Source organism: Streptomyces sp. NPDC059564 (genome assembly GCF_042735575.1).
GTDB lineage: Bacteria > Actinomycetota > Actinomycetes > Streptomycetales > Streptomycetaceae > Streptomyces.
Map to the genome: position 1 here is coordinate 1 of NZ_JBHWBP010000056.1, position 22,858 is coordinate 22,858.

Genomic DNA, 22,858 nt, shown 5'->3' on the forward strand with positions numbered 1-22,858 from the left:
CCCCGCCCCGGCCCCCGCGCAGCCGGCCGCCGCCACCCCCGCCGCCGCGCCCTCCCCGGGCATGGCCGCCGGGGCCGGACAGGTCCAGGCGATGTGGCCCGGCATCCTGGAGGCCGTCAAGAACCGCCGCCGCTTCACCTGGATCCTGCTCAGCCAGAACGCCCAGGTCACCGGCTTCGACGGCACCACCCTCCAGCTCGGCTTCCCCAACCCCGGAGCCCGCGACAACTTCGCGAGCAGCGGCAGCGAGGACGTCCTCAAGGCGGTGCTGGCCGAGCAGTTCCAGGTCAACTGGAAGATCGACGCCGTGGTCGGAGGCGGCGGCGCGGGCCCGGCCCCGGTCCAGCCGTCCTCGTACGGGAACCCCTCCGCGCCCGCCTACAGCCCGCAGTCCCCGGCGCAGCAGCAGGCCCAGCAGCCGCCACACCAGCAGCAGCAGCCCGCCCCGCAGCAGCAGTACCAGCCGCCCCAGCAGTCGGCCTCCGCCCAGCAGCCGCCCGCACACCAGGCACCCCCGCCGGTCGCCCCCGAGGACGACGTACCGGAGGCGGACGATCCGGACCTCGTCGAGAGCGCCCTGACCGGACACGACCTCATCGTGCGCGAGCTCGGAGCCACCGTTGTGGAGGAATACACGAACGAGTAGCGGCCCGTGGTTGGGTGGCCGCACGAAACGCGCCACGCCGTCCGGGCTACCCTGGGCGGCGTGAAGGTCCTCGTCATCGGCGGCGGCGCCCGCGAACACGCCCTGTGCCGCTCTCTGTCCCTCGACCCCGACGTCTCCGCGCTGTACTGCGCCCCCGGCAACGCCGGCATCGCCGAGGTGGCGGAGCTGCGCCCGGTCGACGCCCTCGACGGCGCCGCGGTCGCGGCGCTCGCCACCGAGCTGCGCGCCGACCTGGTCGTCGTCGGCCCGGAGGCACCCCTGGTCGCCGGGGTCGGCGACGCCGTCCGCGCGGCCGGCATCCCCGTCTTCGGCCCCTCCGCCGAAGCGGCGCAGCTGGAAGGCTCCAAGGCCTTCGCCAAGGACGTGATGGCCGCGGCCGGCGTCCCGACGGCGCGCAGCTACGTCTGCACCACCCCCGAGGAGGTCGACGAGGCCCTCGACGCCTTCGGCGCCCCCTACGTGGTCAAGGACGACGGCCTCGCCGCGGGCAAGGGCGTCGTGGTCACCGCGGACCGGGCGGCCGCCCGCGCCCACGCGCTGGCCTGCGACCGGGTCGTCATCGAGGAGTACCTCGACGGTCCCGAGGTCTCCCTCTTCGCCATCACCGACGGCGTCACCGTCCTCCCGCTCCAGCCCGCGCAGGACTTCAAGCGCGCACTGGACGGGGACGAGGGCCCCAACACCGGCGGCATGGGCGCGTACTCCCCGCTGCCCTGGGCCGACCCGAAGCTGGTCGACGAGGTCATGGAGCTGGTCCTCCAGCCGACCGTCGACGAGCTCCGCCGCCGCGGCACGCCCTTCTCCGGCCTGCTCTACGCCGGTCTCGCGATCACCTCCCGCGGCACCCGGGTCATCGAGTTCAACGCCCGCTTCGGCGACCCCGAGACCCAGGTGGTCCTCGCCCGGCTGCGCACCCCGCTCGCGAGCGTCCTGCTGAACGCCGCCCGCGGCACCCTGGACACCGAGCCGCCGCTCAGCTGGCGCGACGACGCGGCCGTCACGGTCGTCATCGCCTCCCACAACTACCCCGAGACGCCCCGCACCGGGGACCCGATCGAGGGCCTCGCCGAGGTGGCCGCGCACGACGCGCCCGACGCCTACGTGCTCCACGCCGGGACCCGCCGCGAGGGCGACGCGGTCGTCAGCGCGGGCGGCCGGGTGCTGTCGGTGACGGCGACCGGTTCCGACCTGGCACAGGCCCGGGACAAGGCGTATAAGGCGGTCGCGCGGATCAGGCTCGACGGTTCGCAGCACCGTACGGACATCGCGGCCAAGGCGGCCGAAGGCCGCTGACCGGCAGGGTCGTGGCGAGGCGGGCCCGGTGCGCGGGAGATGCGCGCCGGGCCCGCGCGCATGTCCGCGTACGCCCGCGTGCGACTGCATCCGGCCGCGTTCGAACGCACCCAGCTTTACCCAAAGCCATTCCATCGGGTGATCGTCACCCGGTCCGCCTGACGTCCGCGCCCGCCCCAACTAGGGTGCGGCGGAAGCATTCCGGCACATGGCCCACCGGCATTGCGATGTCAGGGGCGGGTGTCACAGTGGGGGAGTGAGCAAAGCCGCCGCAGGGCAGAGGGGGTGAGGTCCGGCCGTGTCCGGAACCGGTTCGATCGCAGAAGTGGGCGCGCCGTCCGCGCGTTCACGGGCCCTCGCCGTGCTGCGGGTCCGCAGCAGGGCGCTGGCCGCCGTGCTGCTGCCCGCCGCCGCCGCGGTGGTGCTCGTGGCCGCCCGGATGACGGGCCGGCTGGCCGGGGATCCCTGGCCGGCGGTGACCCTGGCCGTGTGCGCGGCGGCCGTGCTGGTCCTGCTCGTGGGCGGGATCTTCGGCGCCGTCGTCCTGCGGGCGAGCCCCGCCGTGACACCGACCGTCCCGCTGCCCGAGGCCGCCGCGCCCGATCTCTACCGGCTGGTGCGCGACCTCGCCGACCGGATGGACGTGCCCGCGCCCTCCGCGATAGCCCTCACCCCCGACTGCGACAGCTGGCTGGAGGACCGCACGCATGCGGCCCACCGCCGGGGCGCCGCGCGGACATCCGGCGGCATAGCCGGACCTGCCGGTCCCGAGTCCGAGCCCGGCGCGGCCCCCGTGCTGGTGATCGGCTCGCCGTTCCTGTGGTGGATGCGCGTCGCGGAGCTACGGGCCGTGCTCGCTCCCGTCGTCGCCGGTACGGGCCCTTCCGCGCACCCGGACATAGCCGACGCGCGCGGCTTCGTACGCGGCCTCGACGCCGCGGTGGACGTCGGGAGCCGGCCCGGCCTGGGCTGGATCGCCCACCCCGCCCGGCTGCTGCTGAGGCTCTGCCAGACGGACGCCGCCGAGATGGAGCGCGGGGTGGCCGCGGCCGCCTCCGACCGCGCCCAGGGCGTGGACTACGGGCTGCGCATCGTCGCCCAGGAACAGGTCGGCCTCGCCTACGCGGGCTGGGACCGGCTGCTGACCCGGGTCGCGCTCCCCGCCTGGCGGATGGGCCGCTGGCCCGCGCACCTCGACGCCGGGGTGGTCTCCGCCCTGACCGAGCTGTCCCGCCGGGACCGGCTCGCCGAGGAGTTCACCTCCCGCCTGGGCGAGCGCCCCGCCTGCGACCTGCTGGAGCAGCCCGGAGCGATCGACGAGGCGGCCTCGCTGCTGGCCGCCCGGCTGTTCCACGGCGGTCCGGCCGAGGCCGGGCCGGACTGGTCCCCGGTGGACTGGGCGGCGTACCCGGAGGAGGTCGTGGACCGCAAGTGGCGTACGGAGGCGGCCCGCCTCCACGCCGCGCTGGACGCCCTCTCCGTCCCGACGGGCCTGCAGCCGCCCCCGTTGCCCCCCGCCGGGGACGGCTTCGGCGGGCCGACGCTGGAGCGCGTCCTCGGGTACCTCACCGACCCCGCCGGGGACGGCTCCGCCGGAGAGGCCCTCGCCGGGCGGCTCAGCGGGGACCTGGCCCGCGAGGAGCACGCCGCGGACTCCCGCGCGGGCTCCGGCAGGCCCCGGGGCGCGGACACGCTCCCGCTGTTCCCCCTCCAGCCCCCGCGCAGCGGCCGCGACCTGCTGGCCGACCACGTCACCGCCCTGGTCTGCTGCGCGGCCGTGGACTCGGCCGGCGCCGGCCCGGGCCTGGACTGGCTCGACGGCCCCGTCCTCCTCGTCGGCGGCGAGCGCCGTTCCGACCTCGCCCCCCGGGTGCTCTCCCTCGTCGAGGACGGGGACCCGGAGCCCCTGCGGGACTGGCTCGCGGAGGTCGGCGTACGCCCCGAGAAGCCCGTCCGCCTCGTCTGAAAGCGGCGGCCTGCGTTCCGGTCACGTCAATTAGCGACGAACGGTGACGGAGTGCGTGCGTTATGTGATGTGCTGGGACCGGTCGCGGCGGGAGTGTCCGAAACCCGCCGCACCGACACGACGCACAACACGTTCGGGGGAGCGAGGGAGGGGAGCGGTATGGGTGCGGACCAGATCCGGCGTTGGGAGTCAGGTGCGCTCGCGCACGCGGTCAACGACCCCTTCGGCCAGGGCCCCCTGCCCTGGTTCCGCGGCAGCGAGCTGTACTTCGACGACACCGGCCAGGTCGTCCCCTGGTACGTGGACCCGTCCCTCACCCCCGGTCAGCTCCCCCGCGCCCGCAGCAGCGGCGGCGGCCCGCTCACCGCCGACGACGTCCACCGCCAGATCAAGGGCTTCGCCTCCACCGGCCCCGTCGCCCCCGGCGAGGCCATCGACTTCCACATCACCGTCGACCCGCCCCAGCAGTTCTCGGTCGACGTCTACCGGATCGGCCACTACGCGGGCGACGGCGCCGCCAAGATCACCACCAGCCCCCGGCTGTCGGGGATCGTCCAGCCGCCCCCGCTCACCGCCGACCGCACCGTCTCCTGCCACCACTGGTGGCTGTCCTGGCGGCTCCAGGTCCCCTCGTACTGGACCGTCGGCGCGTACGTCGCCGTCCTCACCACCGCCGACGGCTACCGCTCCCACATCCCCTTCACGGTCCGCGACGACCACCCCGCCGACCTCCTCCTGCTGCTCCCCGACATCACCTGGCAGGCCTACAACCTCTACCCGGAGGACGGCCACACCGGCGCCAGCCTCTACCACGCCTGGGACGAGGACGGCCGCCTCCTCGGGGAGCGCGACGCCGCCACCACGGTCTCCTTCGACCGCCCCTACGCGGGCGCCGGCCTGCCCCTGCACGTCGGCCACGCCTACGACTTCATCCGCTGGGCCGAGCGCTACGGCTACGACCTCGCCTACGCCGACACCCGCGACCTGCACGCCGGCCGCGTCGACCCCACCCGCTACCGCGGCCTCGTCTTCCCCGGCCACGACGAGTACTGGTCGGCCCCCATGCGCCGCACCGTCGAACGCGCACGGGACCACGGCACCTCCCTGGTCTTCCTCTCCGCCAACACCATGTACTGGCAGGTCGAACTGGCCCCCTCCCCCTCCGGGGTCGAGGACCGCCTCCTCACCTGCCGAAAACGCCGCGGCCCCGGCCGCTCCAGCCTGTGGCGCGAGGTCGACCGCCCCGAACAGCAGCTCCTCGGCATCCAGTACGCCGGGCGGGTCCCCGAGCCCGCGCCCCTGGTCGTGCGCAACGCCACGCACTGGCTCTGGGAGTCCACGGGCGCGGCCGAGAACGACGAGCTCGACGGCCTGGTCGCGGGCGAGGCCGACCGGTACTTCCCGCGCACCCAGCTCCCCGAGCACCGGGACCGGATCCTGCTCGCGCACTCCCCGTACCGCGACAGCGAGGGCGCCAAGCGCCACCAGGAGACCTCCCTCTACCGCGCGCCCAGCGGCGCCCTCGTCTTCGCGTCCGGCACCTTCGCCTGGTCCCCGGCGCTCGACCGCCCCGGACACGTCGACGAACGCGTCCAGCGGGCCACGGCCAACCTCCTCGACCGCATCTGCAAGCGCGACTGACCCGCCCCCCGGCACCCGTCCGGCGCACCCCCTGCCCCGCGCACGGAACCCCGTGCGGGAGAATGGCCCTGCGCTCGTACAGAACCACAGGGAGACTCCGTGCCCGGATTCGTCGAAAAGCCCGAGCCGGTGCAGGTGCCCGGCCTCGTCCACCTCCACACCGGCAAGGTCCGCGACCTCTACCGCGACGAGGACGGCCGGCTGGTCATGGTCGCCAGTGACCGCATCTCCGCCGCCGACTGGGTGCTGCCCACCGAGATCCCGGACAAGGGCCGCGTCCTGACGCAGCTCTCCCTCTGGTGGTTCGACCAGCTCGCGGACCTCGTCCCGAACCACGTCATCAGCACCGAGCTGCCCGCCGGCGCCCCCGCCGACTGGGCCGGCCGCGCCCTGGTCTGCCAGAGCCTCGACATGGTCCCCGTCGAGTGCGTGGCCCGCGGCTACCTCACCGGCTCCGGCCTCGCCGAGTACCGCAAGACCCGTACGGTCTGCGGACTCGCCCTCCCCGAGGGCCTGGTCGACGGCTCCGAGCTGCCCGCCCCGATCTTCACCCCGGCCGCCAAGGCCGAGGTCGGCGACCACGACGAGAACGTCTCCTACGAGGAGGTCGCGCGCACCGCCGGAGCCGAGACGGCGGCGCTGCTGCGCCAGACCACCCTCGCCGTCTACGGCCGCGCCCGCGACATCGCCCGCGAGCGCGGGATCATCCTCGCGGACACCAAGTTCGAGTTCGGCTTCGACAAGGACGGCACCCTGATCGCCGCCGACGAGGTCCTCACCCCGGACTCGTCCCGCTTCTGGCCCGCCGACCAGTGGGAGCCGGGCCGGACGCAGCCCTCCTTCGACAAGCAGTACGTCCGCGACTGGCTGGCCTCCCCGGCCTCCGGCTGGGACTCCAAGGGCGAACTGCCGCCGCCCGCCCTCCCGCAGGAGGTCGTCGAGCAGACCCGCGCCAAGTACGTCGAGGCGTACGAGCGGCTCACCGGCCAGAGCTGGACCTGAGGAACGACGAAGGCCCCGATCGGTGATCGGGGCCTTCGTCTTCTGAGCGGACAACGCGACTCGAACGCGCGACATCCACCTTGGCAAGGTGGTGCTCTACCAACTGAGCTATGTCCGCCTGTGCGCCTTGGCGCGAGGACAACTATACCCAACCTCGCTCGCGTGCGAGACGCACCGCCGTGTGACGGTTCTCGGCGCCCAGCTTCGTCGCCGCCGAGGACAGGTAGTTCCGTACCGTCCCCTGCGACAGCGAGGCCCGCTCCGCGATCTCCGCGATCGGCGCCCCGTCCGCCGCGAGTTCCAGCACCTCCGCCTCCCGGGCGGTCAGGGGCGAGTCCCCCGCGCTGATCGCGTCGGCCGCCAACTCCGGGTCCACGTAACGCCCTCCGGCGTGCACGGTCCGGATCAGCTCGGCCAGCCGCTCCGCCGACACCGTCTTCGGCGCGAAGGCCCGTACGCCCGCCGCGAGGGCCCGCTTCAGGTGCCCGGGACGGCCGTGGCTGGTCACGATCATGGTCCTGCAGCCGGGGAGTTCGGCCCGCAGCGCTGTGGCCACGCTCACACCGTCGGCCCCCGGCATCTGGAGGTCCAGCACCGCCACGTCGGGCCGGTGGGCCCGCGCCATCGCGAGGGCCTCCGGCCCCGAGGCCGCCTCGGCGACGACCACCAGGTCGTCCTCCAGGCCCAGCAGCGCGGCCAGCGCGCCCCGGATCAGGTGCTCGTCGTCCGCCAGCAGTACCCGTACGGGAGTCACGCCCGCACCTCCACTCGTCGCGTTCCGCTTCCCGGGACCTCGGCCCGCAGCCGGAACCGGCCGCCTCCGGCCGGTCCCGCCACCAAGGTCCCGTCCACCGCCGCGAGCCGCTCCCGCAGGCCCGCGAGCCCGGATCCGGGCGGTCCGGCCGGGGCCTCGGGAGCCCCGTCGTTCTCCACCAGCAGGGTCACGGCGCCGCAGGCCTCCCGCGCCGTCAGCCGGATCAGGCAGCTGCGCGCGTCCCCGTGCCGCAGGACGTTCGTGGTCGCCTCCCGGACCACCCAGCCGAGCGCCGACTGCACCTCGGCCGGCAGCGTCCGCCCGGCGGTCTCGACCTCGACCCGGCAGTCCATCCCGGCGGCGCTCAGCACCCCGCGCGCCCCCTCCAGCTCCACCGCGAGGTCCGCCTCCCGGTAGCCCCGCACCACGTCGCGCACCTCCCGCTGCGACTCGCGCGCGATCCGCTGCACCTCGATCATCTGGTCCACCGCCTCGGGCCGTTCGCGCCGCGCCAGCTGCACGGCCAGCTCGCTCTTGAGCGCGATCACCGCCAGGTTGCGGCCCATCACGTCGTGCAGGTCCCGCCCGAACCGCAGCCGCTCCTCGGCCACCGCCAGCTGCGCCTGCAGCTCGCGGGCCCGGTCCAGCTCGTGGACGGTGGTCAGCAGCCAGCCGGAGAACCCGTAGGCGACGGCCAGGAACGAACTGGTCAACAGCACCCCGACCCCGTACCCGACGGCCTCGCCCGTCGGCATCCCGAGGGCGGACACCGCCGCACCCAGGCCCACCGACGTGATCAGCGGGACGTACCGCATGTGCCGGACCTTCTTCAGGGACAGCACCACCGACCCGGCGCCGAAGCAGGCCAGCCCGGAGACCAGCACGGCGGCCACCGAGTCGTCGAGCCGTCCCGTCCTGCGCAGGGCGAGGAGGAACAGGCAGGCGAAGGCCGTCACGACCATCACCGTCGCCGAGAGACCCGCGGGACGTTCCCGGCTGCCCACGATCCAGTCCAGGGACCTGGAGGTCAGGCATCCGACCAGGACGGAGTGCGCGCTCACCATCAGGAGCACCCCGCCCGAGACCGCCGCGGGGGCGTGGTTGTCCGGGGAGGCCACCCCCGACAGCCCGAACGCGAGGATCTCGATGAGCACGAAGGAGTGGAAGGACCAGCGCGTGTAGAGCTCGACCTTCCCCGCACTGGTGCGGTGCTTCCACCACCCCGTCAGCTTCGACACGGCCTCTTCCCCCGGATCCCTCGTACTGGCGTGCACGGCCAACGGTACGGATCTCCACGGCGGGGCCGGCAGTGCGCGTCGTCACGGCCCGCGATGACATTTGTCACCGGAAAGTGACGCGCACCACAAAAGGGACGACTTCGGGACTTCGGGGCATCGGCACTTCCGGACAACGACAAAGGCCCCGATCGAAGATCGGGGCCTTTGTACTCTGAGCGGACGACGCGACTCGAACGCGCGACATCCACCTTGGCAAGGTGGTGCTCTACCAACTGAGCTACGTCCGCAAGCTTCCCACGACACAAGTGCCGTGCGCTGCGAGCATCACTCTACCTGATCCACAACCGTGGTCGGTAAAGCGTGCAGAGCGGGTGACAGGGATTGCACACTGCGCCTCCCCCCTGGAAGGGGGGTGTTCTGCTACTGAACTACACCCGCACGACTTCGGGGCTTCGGCTTTTCGGCCTCGCCCCTCGGCGTGATCCACACACTAGCCGATCGGAGGGGGTGGATGGCAAATCCGGGGTCAGTGGGCTTCGTTGTAGGCCGCGTAGACCCGCTTCGGGATGCGCCCGCGCGGCGGCACGTCGTGCCCGTTGGACCGGGCCCAGGCCCGGACGACCGCCGGGTCGGGGGCGATCGACGTGTGCTTGAAGGCCTTCCCGGAACGGGACTGGCGGCGGCCGGCGGCGACGAAGGGGGCCAGGCTCTTCCGCAGTTTCTTTGCGTTGGCCACATTGAGGTCGATCTCGTACGACTTACCGTCCAGGGCGAACACGACCGTTTCCGCCGCTTCCCCGCCGCTGATGTCGTCGGAGATCGTGACTACTACGCGCTGCGCCACGGATATCGGTCCCTTCGCGCGCCCTCACCGCTCCTCGCTGACGTGCGGTGATGTCGCCTGTGTGGATGTTTCGGTGGAATGCATCAAACCGGCGGAATCCCGGCTGATTCCTTTGTACCGCGATTCTCATTGAATTGCGAAGCCCAGTTAATTCTCCCCGCGTGTCCCACCGCAATGCCGGGCGCGTGGTTTTCCGGTGGATTTTGCGAAGCGTTGGTGAAGCCGAAACCGCGAGCCGGTCGCGCCCGCCGGATATCTACCCGCGTAGAAATTTCGGACGGGTACGCTGAGGGAACCGCCTTCGCACCAACCACCACACGGGAGTGCCAGTGGCACGCGTCGTAGTCGACGTCATGCTCAAGCCGGAGATCCTCGACCCCCAGGGCCAGGCGGTGCAGCGTGCACTGCCGCGTCTGGGCTTCGATGGGATCGCCGACGTCCGCCAGGGGAAGCGCTTCGAACTGGAGGTGGAGGGACCGGTCGACCAGGCCGCCCTCGACCGCATCCACAAGATGGCCGAAACGTTCCTCGCCAACACCGTCATCGAAGACTTCACCGTGAAGGTCGAGGCCTGACGGTGACCACTCGCATCGGAGTCGTCACGTTCCCCGGAACGCTCGACGACCGTGACTCGCTGCGCGCCATCCGCCTCGCGGGTGCCGAGCCGGTCTCGCTCTGGCACCGCGACAAGGACCTGCACCAGGTCGACGCGGTCGTCCTCGCGGGCGGCTTCTCCTACGGGGACTACCTGCGCGCCGGAGCCATCTCCCGGTTCTCGCCGGTGATGGACACCATCATCGAGCAGGCCAAGGCGGGCATGCCCGTCCTCGGCATCTGCAACGGCTTCCAGGTCCTCACCGAGGCCCACCTGCTGCCGGGAGCGATGCTCCGCAACAACCACCTCCACTTCATCTGCCGCGACCAGAAGCTGCGGGTGGAGAACACGGAGACCGCGTGGACCGGCGACTACACCGCCGGCCAGGAGATCTCCGTTCCGCTCAAGAACATGGACGGCCGCTACACCGCCGACGAGCGCACGCTCGACGAACTGGAGGCCGAAGGCCGCGTGGCCTTCCGGTACGTCGACGTGAACCCGAACGGTTCGCTGCGCGACATCGCCGGCATCACCAACGCCGCGGGCAACGTCGTCGGCCTCATGCCGCACCCCGAGCACGCGGTCGAGCCGCTGATCGGGACGGGCCGCACCGACGGCCTCCCGTTCTTCACCTCGGTCCTGAAGAAGCTGGTCAGCGCATGAGCCTCGACACCGTCAAGAACGCCACCGAAACCCCGGACGCCTCCCAGCCCTGGAAGGAACTCGGCCTCAAGGAGGACGAGTACGCCCGGATCCGCGAGATCCTCGGCCGCCGCCCGACCGGTGCCGAGCTCGCCATGTACTCGGTCATGTGGTCCGAGCACTGCTCGTACAAGAGCAGCAAGGTCCACCTGAAGCAGTTCGGCGAGAAGGTCCCCGACAACGACGCCATGCTCGTCGGCATCGGCGAGAACGCCGGCGTCGTCGACGTCGGCCAGGGCTACGCGGTCACCTTCAAGGTCGAGTCGCACAACCACCCCTCGTACATCGAGCCCTACCAGGGCGCGGCCACGGGCATCGGCGGCATCGTCCGCGACATCCTCGCGATGGGCGCCCGCCCGGTCGCGGTCGTGGACCCGCTGCGCTTCGGCGCGGCCGACCACCCCGACACCAAGCGCGTCCTGCCGGGCGTCGTCGCCGGCATCGGCGGCTACGGCAACTGCCTGGGCCTGCCCAACATCGGCGGCGAGGTCGTCTTCGACGCCTGCTACCAGGGCAACCCGCTCGTCAACGCCGGCTGCATCGGCGTGATGAAGCACGAGGACATCCACCTCGCCAAGGCCTCCGGCCCCGGCAACAAGGTCATCCTCTACGGCGCCCGCACCGGCGGCGACGGCATCGGCGGCGTCTCGGTCCTCGCGTCCGAGACCTTCGACGACACCAAGCCGACCAAGCGCCCCGCCGTCCAGGTCGGCGACCCCTTCCAGGAGAAGCTCCTCATCGAGTGCACCCTGGAGATCTTCAAGGAGAAGCTGGTCGCGGGCATCCAGGACCTCGGCGGCGCCGGGCTCTCCTGCGCCACGTCCGAGCTGGCCTCCGCCGGTTCCGGCGGCATGCGGGTCGAGCTGGACACCGTCCCGCTGCGCGACGCGACGCTCTCGCCCGAGGAAATCCTCATGAGCGAGTCGCAGGAGCGCATGTGCGCGATCGTCGAGCCGCAGTACGTGGACCGCTTCATGGAGATCTGCGAGAAGTGGGACGTCATCGCCACCGTCATCGGTGAGGTGACCGACGGCGAGCGCCTGGAGATCTTCTGGCACGGCGAGCAGATCGTGGACGTGCCCCCGGGCACCGTCGCCCACGAGGGCCCCGTCTACCACCGCCCGTACGCGCGCCCCACCTGGCAGGACGCGCTCCAGGCGGACGACGCGGGCAAGCTGCCCCGCCCGCAGACCTCCGAGGAGCTGCGCGCGCAGGTCCTGGCGCTGGTCTCGTCGCCGAACCAGGCGTCGAAGTCCTGGGTCACCGACCAGTACGACCGCTTCGTGCAGGGCAACACCGTGCTCTCGCAGCCCGAGGACGCGGGCATGGTCCGCATCGACGAGGAGTCCAACCTCGGCGTGGCCATGGCCACCGACGGCAACGGCCGCTTCGCCAAGCTCGACCCGTACACGGGCGCGCAGCTGGCGCTGGCCGAGGCGTACCGCAACGTCGCCGCGACCGGCGCGAAGCCCCTCGCGATCTCCGACTGCCTGAACTTCGGTTCCCCCGAGGACCCGGACGTCATGTGGCAGTTCGCCGAGGCCACCCGCGGCCTCGCGGACGGCTGCCTGGAGCTGGGCACCCCGGTGACCGGCGGCAACGTCTCCCTCTACAACCAGACGGGCGAGACCGCGATCCACCCGACCCCGGTCGTGGCGGTCCTCGGCGTGATCGACGACGTCAACCGCCGTACGCCGATGGCGTTCGCGGAGGCCGGCCAGCTGCTCTACCTGCTCGGCGACACGGCCGAGGAGTTCGGCGGTTCGGCCTGGTCCCAGGTCGTCCACGACCACCTCGGCGGCATGCCGCCCAAGGTGGACCTGGGCCGCGAGAAGCTGCTCGGCGAGATCCTGATCTCCGCTTCGCGCGACGGCATGATCGACGCCGCGCACGACCTGTCGGACGGCGGCGTCATCCAGGCGCTCACCGAGTCCTGCCTGCGCGGCGGCAACGGCGCCCGCGTCGTGGTGCCCGAGGGCCTGGACGCCTTCACCTTCCTCTTCTCCGAGTCCGCGGGCCGGGCCATCGTGGCCGTCCCGCGCAGCGAGGAGCTCCGCTTCACCGACATGTGCGGCGCGCGCGGTCTGCCCGCGACCCGCATCGGCGTGGTGGACGGCGAGGAGATCGAGGTCCAGGGCGAGTTCACCCTCCCGCTGGCCGAGCTCCGCGAGGCCCACGAGGCGACGATCCCGGCGCTGCTCGCCTGATCACCCCCTCCGCAGACGTACGAGCCCCCGGCCCGGATCCCTCCGGCCGGGGGCTCGCGCGTCTGGCCGGACCGGCGCCGCCGGGGCACCGGTAGGGTCGGCGCATGCCGCCCGCCAAGAAGAAGCCGCGCACCTACGACCCGGCGAAGATCCGCGCCGCCGTCACCGCGCAGTTCGGGCATATCGCCGAAGCCGTACGGGGACTGACCCCCGAGCAGCTCGCCCGGCCCAGCGGGCTCGGGGACTGGAGCGTCGCCGAACTCGCCGCGCACGTCGTCTGGATCGCCGACTCGCTGGTCGCCGGCCTCGCCCGGCCGCCCGCCGCCGTCCCCGAACTGAGCCCCGTCGAGTGGCCCTCCGCCACCGCCTCCCTCGCCGGGAAGATCACCGAGGCCGCCCGGGAGACCCTCACCGGCGCCCCGCTCCCCGAGCTGTACGAGCGGGCGGCCACCGCGCTGGCCGATGCGCTGGAACGCAGCCCGGGCAGCCGCGTACTGGACCTGTGGATCGGCGACATGACCCTCGCCGACTTCCTGGTCACCCGTACCGTCGAACTGGTCGTGCACACCGACGACCTCAACCGGGCCCTGCCCGGCCTGGACGTCCCCGTCGAGCGGCAGGCCCTGGCCGCCTGCACCCGGCTGCTCGCCGACGCCCTCGCGGTGAAGGCGCCCGGCGGCTCCGTGGAGGTGCGGATCCCGCCCTTCGCCGTCGTCCAGTGCGTCGAGGGACCCCGCCACACCCGCGGTACTCCGCCCAACGTGGTGGAGACCGATCCGCTGACCTGGCTCCGGCTCGCGACCGGCCGTACCGGCTGGGCCGAGGAGCTCGACGCGGCCCGGGTCAGCGCCAGCGGCGAGCGCGCCGACCTGGCCGCGCTGCTGCCCCTGATGAGCTGAACGGGCGAGCGGGGGAACCGCCCGGGCCGGCGCCCCGTCCCAGGAGCATGCGTACCCTCAGGAACCTCGCCCCCGGCCTGGCCCTGCTCGCCGCGCTCGCCCTCACCGGATGCGGCGGCGGCTCCCCGGACGCCGCCCTCACCCCGGACGGCCCCGCCTCGCAGCAGCCCGCCGCGGACGCCCCCCTCACCGCGACCACCTGGCTGGTCGGGTCCGTCGCCGGGGTCACCGCCCCCGACGGCCGCACCCGCTTCACCCTGACCCCCGACGGCCGGGCCTCCGGGAACCTCGGCTGCAACCGCTTCAGCGCCCCGGTCACCATCGACGGCACCACCGTCACCCTCGGCCCGGTGACCAGCACCCGGATGGCCTGCGAGGGCCCGGCCGGGGCCGTGGAGCGGGCCCTGACCAGCCTGTTCGGCAGCGGCCCGCTCACCTGGCAGGTCCGGGCCCACACCCTCACCCTGACCGCCCCCGACGGCAAGACGCTCACCGCCGAGGCGGGCTCCGCCGCGGAGTGAGCCCGGGGCCCGGGCCCCGGACCCGTCGGCTCACGCCGGGTACGGCAGCAGACCCGCGTCCGTCTTCTCCCAGGCCGCCCGCAGCCGCGCCAGCCGCTCCGGCTCCGCGGCCGCCTTGTCGGCCTGCTCGCGGACGTCCCCGGCCAGGTCGAACAGCTGGTCCCGGCCCGACTTGCCCCGGTAGTACTTCCAGTCGCCCCGGCGCAGCGCCCGCTCCCCGCGCACCCGCCAGAACAGGTCCCGCTCCGCGAGCGCCTCGCCCCGCAGCAGGTACCCGGCCAGGCTCACCCCGTCCAGCGGGTACGCGCGGTGCGGCCGGGTCCCGGCCAGCTCCAGCAGCGTGGCCGTCCAGTCCGGGCTGAACACCGGCACGTGGCTGACCTGGCCGCCGTCCAGCCGCGCCGGCCAGCGCACGATGTTCGGCACCCGGATCCCGCCCTCCTGGAGGGAGGCCTTGTTGCCCGACAGCGGCCAGTTGTACGAGAAGCGCTCGCCGCCGTTGTCGCTGGAGAACACGACCACCGTGTCGTCCTCCTGCCCGGAGCGCTTCAGCGCCTTCAGCACCTCGCCGACCGACCGGTCCAGGTCCTCCACCATCTGCTTGTACTTCTCGACCGAGCCGCCGTCCTGGTGCCACAGGGCGCGCCCGTCGCCCGCCTTGATCCGCCGGACGATCTCGGCGCTCTGCTCCGTGTCCCCGTCGGCGATCCACGGCCAGTGCGGGGTGGTGAAGTTGAGGTTGAGCAGCCACGGCTTGCCGTGGTGGTCGCGGGAGACGTACTCGCTCGCCCGTTCCGTGATGATCCTCGTGTAGTAGCGCAGGTCCTTGTACTCGGCGTCGCCCTCGAACAGGTCGTACTCGCCGCCCAGACCGAGCTTGGAGTAGTACTCCAGCGCCCCGCCGAAGTTCCCGAAGAACTCCTCCCAGCCCGACTTGACCGGGCTGTAGTCGGGCAGGTAGCCCGCGTGCCACTTGCCGATGAGGGCGGTGGAGTACCCGGCCTCCTTCAGCAGCGAGGCCAGCGTCGGGTGCCCCGGCTCCAGCCCCGCCGACTTGTCGGCGATCGGTTCGGCCAGCCCGCCCTTCGTGCGGGCCGGGTAGCGCCCGGTGTACAGGCTGAACCGGGTCGGCGAGCAGGTCGCGGAGCCCGAGTAGGCGTCGGTGAACCGCACCCCCTGGCGGGCCAGCCGGTCCAGGTTCGGGGTCTCGATGTGCGGGGACCCGTACGAGGACAGGTCGGCCCAGCCCAGGTCGTCGCCCAGGATGAACAGGATGTTCGGCCGCCGGGAACGACGCCCCCGAGCGGCCCGGAACTCCCGCTCCGCGGGCCCCGCGGACGGGCCCGCCGAAGGGGCTTCGGAAGCGCCGGCCGGGCCCGCGCCGAGCCCCACCGCGGCGGCCGCCGCGCTCACCCCGACGGCACCGCCGAAGGCACGTCGGGACAGGTTCGATTCGTACGAAGACACGAGTACTCCAGGGCATGGCCCGTCGGCCCGGCCAAGGCGGCGCGGTACGGCGCACGGCACGGCGGAGCGGGCCCGGACGGGACGGGAAGGAAGACCGGAAGATCAGCGCGGAACGGCGCAACAGGAGGCGCGGCGACGGGAAACGCCGAAAGGAAACGCGGGACGCGCGTCAGCGCGCGGCGGGACTACGCGCAGCGACGACAGATGGCGCTCGCGACACGGACCAGGTCCACGTGCCGGCGCTCGACGAGGGTGACGGCTCGGTCACCGAGGGGCTGCATGAGCCGGAAGCCTGTACGAACGCACAGCCCCTGTCAACCAGGGCATTCCGGATGCCGAGACGGGCCCCGGCCGGTCACCCTCCGCACGGGTAACCAGACTGTCCGCACTGTGACTTTTCCCGGGGGTCCCCAATTCGGACCAGTGGTCGATCTCGCCTACACTCGGTGGCGTGCCTCGTGGTGATGGACGACTCAACCACGACCTGCTCCCCGGCGAGAAGGGCCCCCAGGACGCTTGCGGCGTCTTCGGTGTCTGGGCTCCGGGTGAAGAGGTCGCCAAGCTCACCTACTTCGGACTGTATGCACTGCAGCACCGCGGACAAGAGTCCGCGGGCATCGCTGTGAGCAACGGTTCCCAGATCCTCGTCTTCAAGGACATGGGCCTCGTTTCCCAGGTCTTCGACGAAACCTCTCTCGGCTCGCTCCAGGGTCATATCGCGGTCGGTCACGCCCGCTACTCGACCACCGGAGCCTCCGTCTGGGAGAACGCCCAGCCGACCTTCCGCGCGACCGCCCACGGCTCCATCGCCCTGGGTCACAACGGCAACTTGGTGAACACCGCCGAGCTCGCCGAAATGGTCGCCGACCTCCCCCGTCAGGACGGCCGCGCCACCCAGGTGGCGGCCACCAACGACACGGACCTGGTCACCGCCCTCCTGGCGGGCCAGACCGACGACGACGGCAAGCCCCTGACGATCGAGGAGTCGGCCACCAAGGTCCTCCCGAAGGTCAAGGGCGCCTTCTCCCTCGTCTTCATGGACGAGGGAACCCTCTACACCGCCCGTGACCCGCAGGGCATCCGCCCGCTGGTCCTCGGCCGCCTGGAGCGCGGCTGGGTGGTCGCGAGTGAGACCGCCGCCCTCGACATCTGCGGCGCCAGCTTCGTCCGCGAGGTCGAACCGGGCGAGCTCATCGCGATCGACGAGAACGGCCTGCGCACCTCGCGCTTCGCGGAAGCGAAGCCCAAGGGCTGTGTCTTCGAGTACGTCTACCTGGCGCGCCCGGACACCGACATCGCCGGCCGCAACGTCTACCTGTCGCGTGTCGAGATGGGCCGGCGCCTCGCCAAGGAAGCCCCGGTCGAGGCCGACCTGGTGATACCGACCCCGGAATCCGGCACGCCCGCCGCCGTCGGATACGCCGAAGCCAGCGGGATCCCGTACGGATCCGGCCTGGTCAAGAACGCCTACGTCGGCCGGACCTTCATCCAGCCCTCGCAGACGATCCGCCAGCTCGGCATCCGCCTCAAGCTCAACCCCCTCAAGGAAGTCATCCGGGGCAAGCGCCTGGTGGTCGTCGACGACTCGATCGTCCGCGGCAACACCCAGCGCGCCCTCGTGAAGATGCTCCGCGAGGCCGGTGCGGCCGAGGTCCACATCCGGATCTCCTCCCCGCCGGTGAAGTGGCCGTGCTTCTTCGGCATCGACTTCGCCACCCGGGCCGAGCTCATCGCCAACGGCATGACGGTCGACGAGATCGCCACGTCGCTGGGCGCGGACTCGCTCTCGTACATCTCGCTCGACGCGATGGTCGAGGCGACCACCATCCAGAAGCCGAACCTCTGCCGTGCCTGCTTCGACGGCGAGTACCCGATGGAGCTGCCCGACCCGCAGCTCCTGGGCAAGCAGCTCCTGGAGTCCGAGCTCGCGGGCGGCACGGACGCCGCCGACGCGCTCCGCCGCCCCTGAGCCCTCGGCCCACCTGCGCCGGGCCCTGTCTTTCAAGCTTCTCCCAGGGCCCTGCATCACCCGCAGTAACGACACGAAAGCTCTCCCTGTCATGACAGAGAAGACCACCGGTGCCAGCTACGCAGCCGCGGGCGTGGACATCGAAGCGGGCGACCGCGCCGTCGAGCTGATGAAGGAGTGGGTGAAGAAGACGCAGCGCCCCGAGGTCCTCGGCGGCCTCGGCGGTTTCGCCGGCCTCTTCGACGCCTCCGCCCTCAAGCGCTACGAGCGCCCCCTGCTGGCCTCCGCCACCGACGGGGTGGGCACCAAGGTCGACATCGCCCGTCAGATGGGCGTGTACGACACGATCGGCCACGACCTGGTCGCGATGGTCATGGACGACATCGTCGTCTGCGGCGCCGAGCCCCTCTTCATGACGGACTACATCTGCGTCGGCAAGGTGCATCCCGAGCGTGTCGCGGCCATCGTGAAGGGCATCGCCGAGGGCTGCGTCCTCGCCGGCTGCGCCCTGGTCGGCGGCGAGACCGCCGAACACCCGGGCCTGCTGGGTCCGGACGACTTCGACGTGGCGGGCGCGGGCACGGGTGTCGTCGAGTACGACCGGCTGCTCGGCGCGGATCGCATCCGTACGGGTGACGCCGTCATCGCGATGGCTTCGTCCGGCCTTCACTCGAACGGGTACTCGCTGGTCCGTCACGTCCTCTTCGACCGGGCCGGGATGTCCCTGGACCAGCACGTCGAGGAGCTCGGCCGGACCCTCGGCGAGGAACTGCTGGAGCCGACCAAGATCTACTCGCTGGACTGCCTGGCCCTCACCCGTACGGCCGAGGTCCACGCCTACTCGCACATCACGGGCGGCGGCCTCGCGGCGAACCTGGCCCGGGTCATCCCGGACCACCTGCACGCCACGGTCGACCGCTCGACCTGGACCCCGGGCGCCGTCTTCGACCTGGTCGGCAAGGCCGGCTCGGTCGAGCAGCTCGAGCTGGAGAAGACCCTGAACATGGGCGTCGGCATGATGGCCGTGGTCCCGCAGGAATCGGTCGACGTGGCCCTGACCGCCCTCTCCGACCGGGGCGTCGACGCCTGGGTCGCCGGCGAGATCCTCGACCGGGGCGACCACGCCGAGGGCGCGACCCTCACCGGCTCGTACGCGCTCTGAGCAGCACTGAAACCCGGTCCGGGGCAATGCCCTGGACCGGGTTTCGGCGTTTTACGAGTGTTGGAGCGTCAAGCCCCGCGACGGTGCGCCGACGGACCGGACTCTTCGTCCTCGTCCTCGTCGTCATCGCTGTTGTACAGATCCGCGTACTTGGCGTACGGGTCGTCGTCGTCCAGATCGTCATCGACTTCGACCGGCGCGCTGATAGGCAGCGGCTCTGTCGGCGATGCGCCCAGCTCATTGGCCAGACGCGAGAGGTCAGTCCCGCCGCTGTTGTACTTCAGCTGGCGGGCGACCTTTGTCTGCTTGGCCTTGGCCCGGCCGCGCCCCATGGCTCGACCCCCTCGGTGACGGGGCTCGACGGCCCCAGAGTCTGACACGCGTTCATGGTTCGGAGCGGGCTCTCCGTGGAGAGACCGTCCGTAGGGGTTTAACGGTACCTGCTTCCGCGGCCATACGGTACGCCGCCCGCATGACACGCCTCGGCGCAGAACCAGCGGGACACCCCGTACTCGCTGGTCAGCTGTGATTTTAACGCTTTCCTGGCCCACGACCCGCCGAAGTGCAGTGAGTTCCGTCTCGCCGCACCCCGGCGGGCCCCCGGTTGCCTAGGCCTTGCGGGCCGCGGCGCGCGCGGCGAGCGCGTCGGCCATCCGCTGCTCGGCGATCCGGTCGGCCGCGGCGGCCGGCGGGATCCCGTCGGCCTTCGCACGTGCGAATATCGCCAGGGTGGTGTCGAAGATCTTCGTCGCCTTGGCCTTGCAGCGGTCGAAGTCGAAGCCGTGCAGCTCGTCGGCCACCTGGATGACACCGCCCGCGTTGACCACGTAGTCCGGGGCGTAGAGGATCCCGCGGTCCGCGAGGTCCTTCTCGACGCCCGGGTGCGCGAGCTGGTTGTTCGCCGCGCCGCACACCACGGTGGCGGTGAGGACGGGGACGGAGCTGTCGTTCAGCGCGCCGCCGAGGGCGCAGGGGGCGTAGATGTCCAGACCGGGGGTCCGGATCAGCGCCTCCGTGTCGGCGACCGCGGTGACCTTCCCGCCGGGGTGCCGGTCGAGGACCGCCTGGACCGACTCCGCGCGGACGTCCGTGATCACGACCTCGGCGCCGTCCTCCAGGAGGTGCGCCACGAGGTGGTGCCCGACCTTGCCGACACCGGCCACGCCGACCTTGCGGCCGCGCAGGGTCGGGTCGCCCCACAGGTGCTGGGCGCTGGCGCGCATGCCCTGGAAGACGCCGAAGGCGGTGAGCACCGAGGAGTCGCCGGCGCCGCCGTTCTCGGGGGAGCGGCCGGTGGCCCAGCGGGTCTCGCGGGCGACGACGTCCATGTCCGCGACGTACGTGCCGACGTCGCAGGCCGTGACGTAGCGGCCGCCGAGGGACTCCACGAACCGGCCGTAGGCCAGCAGCAGTTCCTCGCTCTTGATCGTGGCCGGGTCGCCGATGATCACGGCCTTGCCGCCGCCGAGGTCGAGACCGGCGAGCGCGTTCTTGTACGACATGCCGCGCGAGAGGTTCAGCGCGTCCCGGACGGCCTCCTCGTCGGAGGCGTACGCGTGGAACCGCGTGCCGCCGAGGGCGGGGCCCAGGGCGGTGGAGTGGATGGCGATGACGGCCTTGAGGCCTGACGCTCGGTCCTGGCACAGCACGACTTGCTCGTGGCCGCCCTGTTCGCTGCGGAACAGGGTGTGCAGGACGCCGTCGGTCATTTCGGTCACGGTGGTGACTCCCATGGAAGAGATGCGGCGGAAAGACGCCCGCCCTGCGGGTGGGGGAGGGCGCACTGGAAGCAGGGTAAGACCTGCGACGCGCGCGGGCGGCCCCTGTCCGGGGATCGGAACACTCCCGTGTGACGCCCCGCCGCCCGCGGCTCGCGCCGGGCGGGCCGGATGCCGGCGCGATGGAGGTGAACCGAGCCCGAAAAGGGGGGAGATACGAGAGCGTGAACGATTCCCCCCGCTCCTCGCCGGTCGTCCCGTACGCCTCCTACCTGCGGGTCTACGAGCCCCTGGCGGCCTTCCCGGAGCCGGAGCGCACGCACTGGGCGGACTACGCCCGGCGCGGGACGGCTCCGACGGCCCAGGACGAACTGCGCCGGTCCCTCTCCGACTTGGTCCGGGTGCCGGTGGTCGGGGTTCCGGCGCACGAGAGCGCGGACGCCTTCACGGCGGAGCTGGACGGGGTGCTGCTGGTGTGCCCCTGGCGGACCCGGCTGCGCGGCTGGCTGGCGCTGCGGGAGCTGGTGGAGTCCTTCCCGGCGCCGGTGCTGGACGCGGCCCTGCCGGCGGCGGCCCGCCGCCGGGCCGCCGAGGAGTACGAGGCGTGGCGCGGGCGGAACCCCGACGCGCGCCCGTGGATCCGTACGGGGGTGTGGCAGGTGCCGCTGCGCTGGTTCGTGCTGGTCGCGGACGAGGAGCGGGAATACCTGCCGGGCGAACGGCTGCGCTACCGCACGCCGATGGTGCAGGCCCGGCGCCGGCTCGCGCGGGGGCTGCGGATCCTGCGGGAGGCGGAGGGGTACGGGCCGCTGGCCGACGGGCTGGTGGAGGTCGGCAGCTGGCTGGAGGAGTTCCACCCGCGCTCGATGGTCGAACTGGACTACGGCGGGCTGCTGCACGCGCTGCCCGCCGACTCCCTGGCGGGGGACCGGTCGGCCCGGGACCTGGCGGCGGGGATCGCGGCGCTGCGGGACGGGAAGCCCGAAGCGGCCTCGGAGGTGTACGGGGAGCTGGCGATCCGCTGGAGGGCGGTAAGGGAAAGACTGTTCGCGAACTGACGGATGAGGCATGGTGTGACCGTGGACTCACCCCCGTTCGGGCCCCGTGCGTATCGCCCGTATCGGTAATCATCGGCCGATCGGGTACAAGTCGCAGATCAGAGCCTTGATCACCACATTAGGGTCTTAGTTCCAGGACCTACGTCCCGATACGGGCCATTGGCCCAAGCGTGACGGACCGCACTATCTACACCCTTGCGCCCTTCCCCTACCCTCGTGCCAAAATAGGACAAGGAGTCCGGGGAGGGTTCCTTCCGCCCAACTAAGGGCGGAATGCTCGGTATTGCACTCTATGGGGGGTCTGACGACTCCTGATCGCTCTGTGACTGATCGTCACAGTGGGGTGACTGTCCGTTATGGGGCGGTCCATCGGCTTCCGCCGCTGATGAACACCTCGGAGGGCAATTCCATCGGTTTGGCCCTTGGGGCTGGACGGATGGTGTAGTTGTAGTGCCGAGGACAAGCCGTTCGTCCTATAACCGACTCGGCCTGCGTATGTCCATTTCGGGCAACGCGGGCCAAGGTGCAGAATTTAGAGGAAAGAACCGAGATGGTTCGGTTCTCCCGAGGAGGCCGCTCATGACCGCTCGCACCCCTGATGCCGAGCCGCTGCTGACCCCGGCTGAGGTTGCCACGATGTTCCGCGTGGACCCGAAGACGGTCACCCGCTGGGCCAAGGCTGGCAAGCTCACGTCCATCCGCACCCTGGGTGGACACCGCCGTTACCGCGAGGCCGAGGTTCGCGCACTGCTCGCGGGAATTCCGCAGCAGCGCAGCGAGGCCTGAGGTACCGCAGCACCCCTGCTTCACCTGCTTTGACCGGGTACGTATCGGGTCCCCCAATCCGATGAAACCCACAGGCTTCATGCGGTGGGGCCTGCCCCAACAGGCTCACTACCGTCGATCGCGCTGGACTCCGCCGGGTCCAGCGCGATCTTTTTTTATGCCCGGCATATGCCTGGAGGGGGCGCTTTCCCGCGGGCCCGAGGGCGCCGGCGGGGGTGGGTGCCATTGCACATATTAAATCGACCGGGCGTAGGAGTCCGATAAACGTGCGGGTCTCAAAAACTCGTGTGGTGACTCCCGTCACAGCTGATAACTCTTGTACATCCGGCAATGCACCTCGTAAGGGGATCTCCGGTGCAGAGCGCCTCA

General features: G+C 71.8%; 20 protein-coding genes, 3 tRNA genes and 1 pseudogene. 14 read left to right on the forward strand and 10 right to left on the reverse strand.

Annotated features, from left to right (window positions below; genetic code table 11):
* From ACFV0Q_RS13135 to ACFV0Q_RS13155, 5 genes and pseudogenes are all read left to right on the forward strand, one after another.
* Positions 1–646 (forward strand): annotated as a pseudogene (locus ACFV0Q_RS13135) (DNA polymerase III subunit gamma and tau); the annotation flags it as partial.
* A gap of 60 nt (positions 647–706) precedes the next feature.
* On the forward strand, positions 707–1,960 hold the full coding sequence (purD, locus tag ACFV0Q_RS13140; RefSeq protein ID WP_385004559.1) for a phosphoribosylamine--glycine ligase: 1,254 nt from the start codon (positions 707–709) through the stop codon (positions 1,958–1,960).
* Between the two features lie 298 nt (positions 1,961–2,258).
* Complete coding sequence (locus tag ACFV0Q_RS13145; protein ID WP_385004561.1) at positions 2,259–3,926, forward strand: hypothetical protein; 1,668 nt, start codon at positions 2,259–2,261, stop codon at positions 3,924–3,926.
* A gap of 159 nt (positions 3,927–4,085) precedes the next feature.
* Positions 4,086–5,567 carry a N,N-dimethylformamidase beta subunit family domain-containing protein gene (locus ACFV0Q_RS13150; protein ID WP_385004563.1) on the forward strand — a complete coding sequence of 494 codons (1,482 nt, stop codon included), beginning with the start codon at positions 4,086–4,088 and terminating at the stop codon, positions 5,565–5,567.
* Between the two features lie 99 nt (positions 5,568–5,666).
* Positions 5,667–6,569, forward strand: coding sequence for a phosphoribosylaminoimidazolesuccinocarboxamide synthase (locus ACFV0Q_RS13155; protein WP_385004565.1), 903 nt, complete (start codon positions 5,667–5,669; stop codon positions 6,567–6,569).
* A 45-nt stretch (positions 6,570–6,614) separates the two neighbouring features.
* On the opposite strand, the gene ACFV0Q_RS13160 is transcribed toward ACFV0Q_RS13155, so the two are convergent.
* The 6 genes from ACFV0Q_RS13160 to ACFV0Q_RS13185 all read right to left on the reverse strand — a co-directional run bounded on the left by ACFV0Q_RS13160 (position 6,615) and on the right by ACFV0Q_RS13185 (position 9,405).
* Positions 6,615–6,687: transfer RNA gene (locus ACFV0Q_RS13160), tRNA-Gly, on the reverse strand.
* A gap of 24 nt (positions 6,688–6,711) precedes the next feature.
* Complete coding sequence (locus ACFV0Q_RS13165) at positions 6,712–7,323, reverse strand: response regulator (RefSeq protein ID WP_385004567.1); 612 nt, start codon at positions 7,321–7,323, stop codon at positions 6,712–6,714.
* Positions 7,320–8,561, reverse strand: coding sequence for a sensor histidine kinase (locus ACFV0Q_RS13170; RefSeq protein WP_385004569.1), 1,242 nt, complete (start codon positions 8,559–8,561; stop codon positions 7,320–7,322). The genes ACFV0Q_RS13165 and ACFV0Q_RS13170 overlap by 4 nt, the downstream gene beginning before the upstream one ends.
* A 214-nt stretch (positions 8,562–8,775) precedes the next feature.
* A tRNA-Gly gene (locus ACFV0Q_RS13175) sits at positions 8,776–8,848 on the reverse strand.
* A gap of 79 nt (positions 8,849–8,927) precedes the next feature.
* Positions 8,928–8,999: transfer RNA gene (locus ACFV0Q_RS13180), tRNA-Gly, on the reverse strand.
* Positions 9,000–9,087: 88 nt separating this feature from the next.
* Complete coding sequence (locus ACFV0Q_RS13185) at positions 9,088–9,405, reverse strand: Lsr2 family protein (RefSeq protein WP_385004571.1); 318 nt, start codon at positions 9,403–9,405, stop codon at positions 9,088–9,090.
* Between the two features lie 329 nt (positions 9,406–9,734).
* Here ACFV0Q_RS13185 and purS point away from each other — a divergent pair, with 329 nt between their 5' ends.
* The 5 genes from purS to ACFV0Q_RS13210 all read left to right on the forward strand — a co-directional run bounded on the left by purS (position 9,735) and on the right by ACFV0Q_RS13210 (position 14,329).
* Positions 9,735–9,980 carry a phosphoribosylformylglycinamidine synthase subunit PurS gene (gene purS / locus ACFV0Q_RS13190; protein WP_042801325.1) on the forward strand — a complete coding sequence of 82 codons (246 nt, stop codon included), beginning with the start codon at positions 9,735–9,737 and terminating at the stop codon, positions 9,978–9,980.
* Positions 9,981–9,982: 2 nt separating this feature from the next.
* On the forward strand, positions 9,983–10,663 hold the full coding sequence (gene purQ, locus ACFV0Q_RS13195; protein WP_385004574.1) for a phosphoribosylformylglycinamidine synthase subunit PurQ: 681 nt from the start codon (positions 9,983–9,985) through the stop codon (positions 10,661–10,663).
* Complete coding sequence (gene purL, locus ACFV0Q_RS13200) at positions 10,660–12,909, forward strand: phosphoribosylformylglycinamidine synthase subunit PurL (RefSeq protein ID WP_385004576.1); 2,250 nt, start codon at positions 10,660–10,662, stop codon at positions 12,907–12,909. The genes purQ and purL overlap by 4 nt, the downstream gene beginning before the upstream one ends.
* A gap of 104 nt (positions 12,910–13,013) precedes the next feature.
* Positions 13,014–13,808: a sterol carrier family protein gene (locus ACFV0Q_RS13205; protein WP_385004577.1), complete on the forward strand. Its 795-nt coding sequence runs from the start codon at positions 13,014–13,016 to the stop codon at positions 13,806–13,808.
* A gap of 47 nt (positions 13,809–13,855) precedes the next feature.
* The gene (locus ACFV0Q_RS13210) at positions 13,856–14,329 is read left to right on the forward strand and encodes an META domain-containing protein (protein WP_385004579.1); all 474 of its coding nucleotides are present in this window, start codon (positions 13,856–13,858) and stop codon (positions 14,327–14,329) included.
* Between the two features lie 30 nt (positions 14,330–14,359).
* Here the strand turns inward: ACFV0Q_RS13210 and ACFV0Q_RS13215 are convergent, their stop codons facing one another.
* Both ACFV0Q_RS13215 and ACFV0Q_RS13220 read right to left on the reverse strand, forming a co-directional pair.
* A complete protein-coding gene (locus tag ACFV0Q_RS13215) occupies positions 14,360–15,796 on the reverse strand; it encodes a sulfatase-like hydrolase/transferase (protein ID WP_385004581.1) in 1,437 nt (478 codons plus the stop codon).
* 185 nt (positions 15,797–15,981) lie between these two features.
* Entirely contained in the window at positions 15,982–16,077 is a 96-nt protein-coding gene (locus ACFV0Q_RS13220; protein WP_323188240.1) for a putative leader peptide, read from the reverse strand.
* Positions 16,078–16,247: 170 nt separating this feature from the next.
* On the opposite strand from ACFV0Q_RS13220, the gene purF reads away from it, so the two are divergent.
* Positions 16,248–17,765, forward strand: a complete 1,518-nt coding sequence (purF, locus tag ACFV0Q_RS13225) for an amidophosphoribosyltransferase (protein ID WP_385004583.1) — start codon at positions 16,248–16,250, stop codon at positions 17,763–17,765.
* A gap of 91 nt (positions 17,766–17,856) precedes the next feature.
* On the forward strand, positions 17,857–18,927 hold the full coding sequence (gene purM / locus ACFV0Q_RS13230) for a phosphoribosylformylglycinamidine cyclo-ligase (RefSeq protein WP_385004585.1): 1,071 nt from the start codon (positions 17,857–17,859) through the stop codon (positions 18,925–18,927).
* A 68-nt stretch (positions 18,928–18,995) separates the two neighbouring features.
* On the opposite strand, the gene ACFV0Q_RS13235 is transcribed toward purM, so the two are convergent.
* Together ACFV0Q_RS13235 and ACFV0Q_RS13240 are read right to left on the reverse strand one after the other, a co-directional pair.
* Positions 18,996–19,259 carry a DUF3073 domain-containing protein gene (locus ACFV0Q_RS13235; protein ID WP_266575285.1) on the reverse strand — a complete coding sequence of 88 codons (264 nt, stop codon included), beginning with the start codon at positions 19,257–19,259 and terminating at the stop codon, positions 18,996–18,998.
* Positions 19,260–19,535: 276 nt separating this feature from the next.
* On the reverse strand, positions 19,536–20,645 hold the full coding sequence (locus tag ACFV0Q_RS13240; RefSeq protein ID WP_385004588.1) for a Leu/Phe/Val dehydrogenase: 1,110 nt from the start codon (positions 20,643–20,645) through the stop codon (positions 19,536–19,538).
* Between the two features lie 182 nt (positions 20,646–20,827).
* On the opposite strand from ACFV0Q_RS13240, the gene ACFV0Q_RS13245 reads away from it, so the two are divergent.
* Both ACFV0Q_RS13245 and bldC read left to right on the forward strand, forming a co-directional pair.
* Positions 20,828–21,703, forward strand: coding sequence for a hypothetical protein (locus ACFV0Q_RS13245; protein ID WP_385004590.1), 876 nt, complete (start codon positions 20,828–20,830; stop codon positions 21,701–21,703).
* A gap of 579 nt (positions 21,704–22,282) precedes the next feature.
* Positions 22,283–22,489, forward strand: coding sequence for a developmental transcriptional regulator BldC (gene bldC / locus ACFV0Q_RS13250; RefSeq protein ID WP_003949541.1), 207 nt, complete (start codon positions 22,283–22,285; stop codon positions 22,487–22,489).
* The last annotated feature ends 369 nt before the right edge of the window (positions 22,490–22,858 follow it).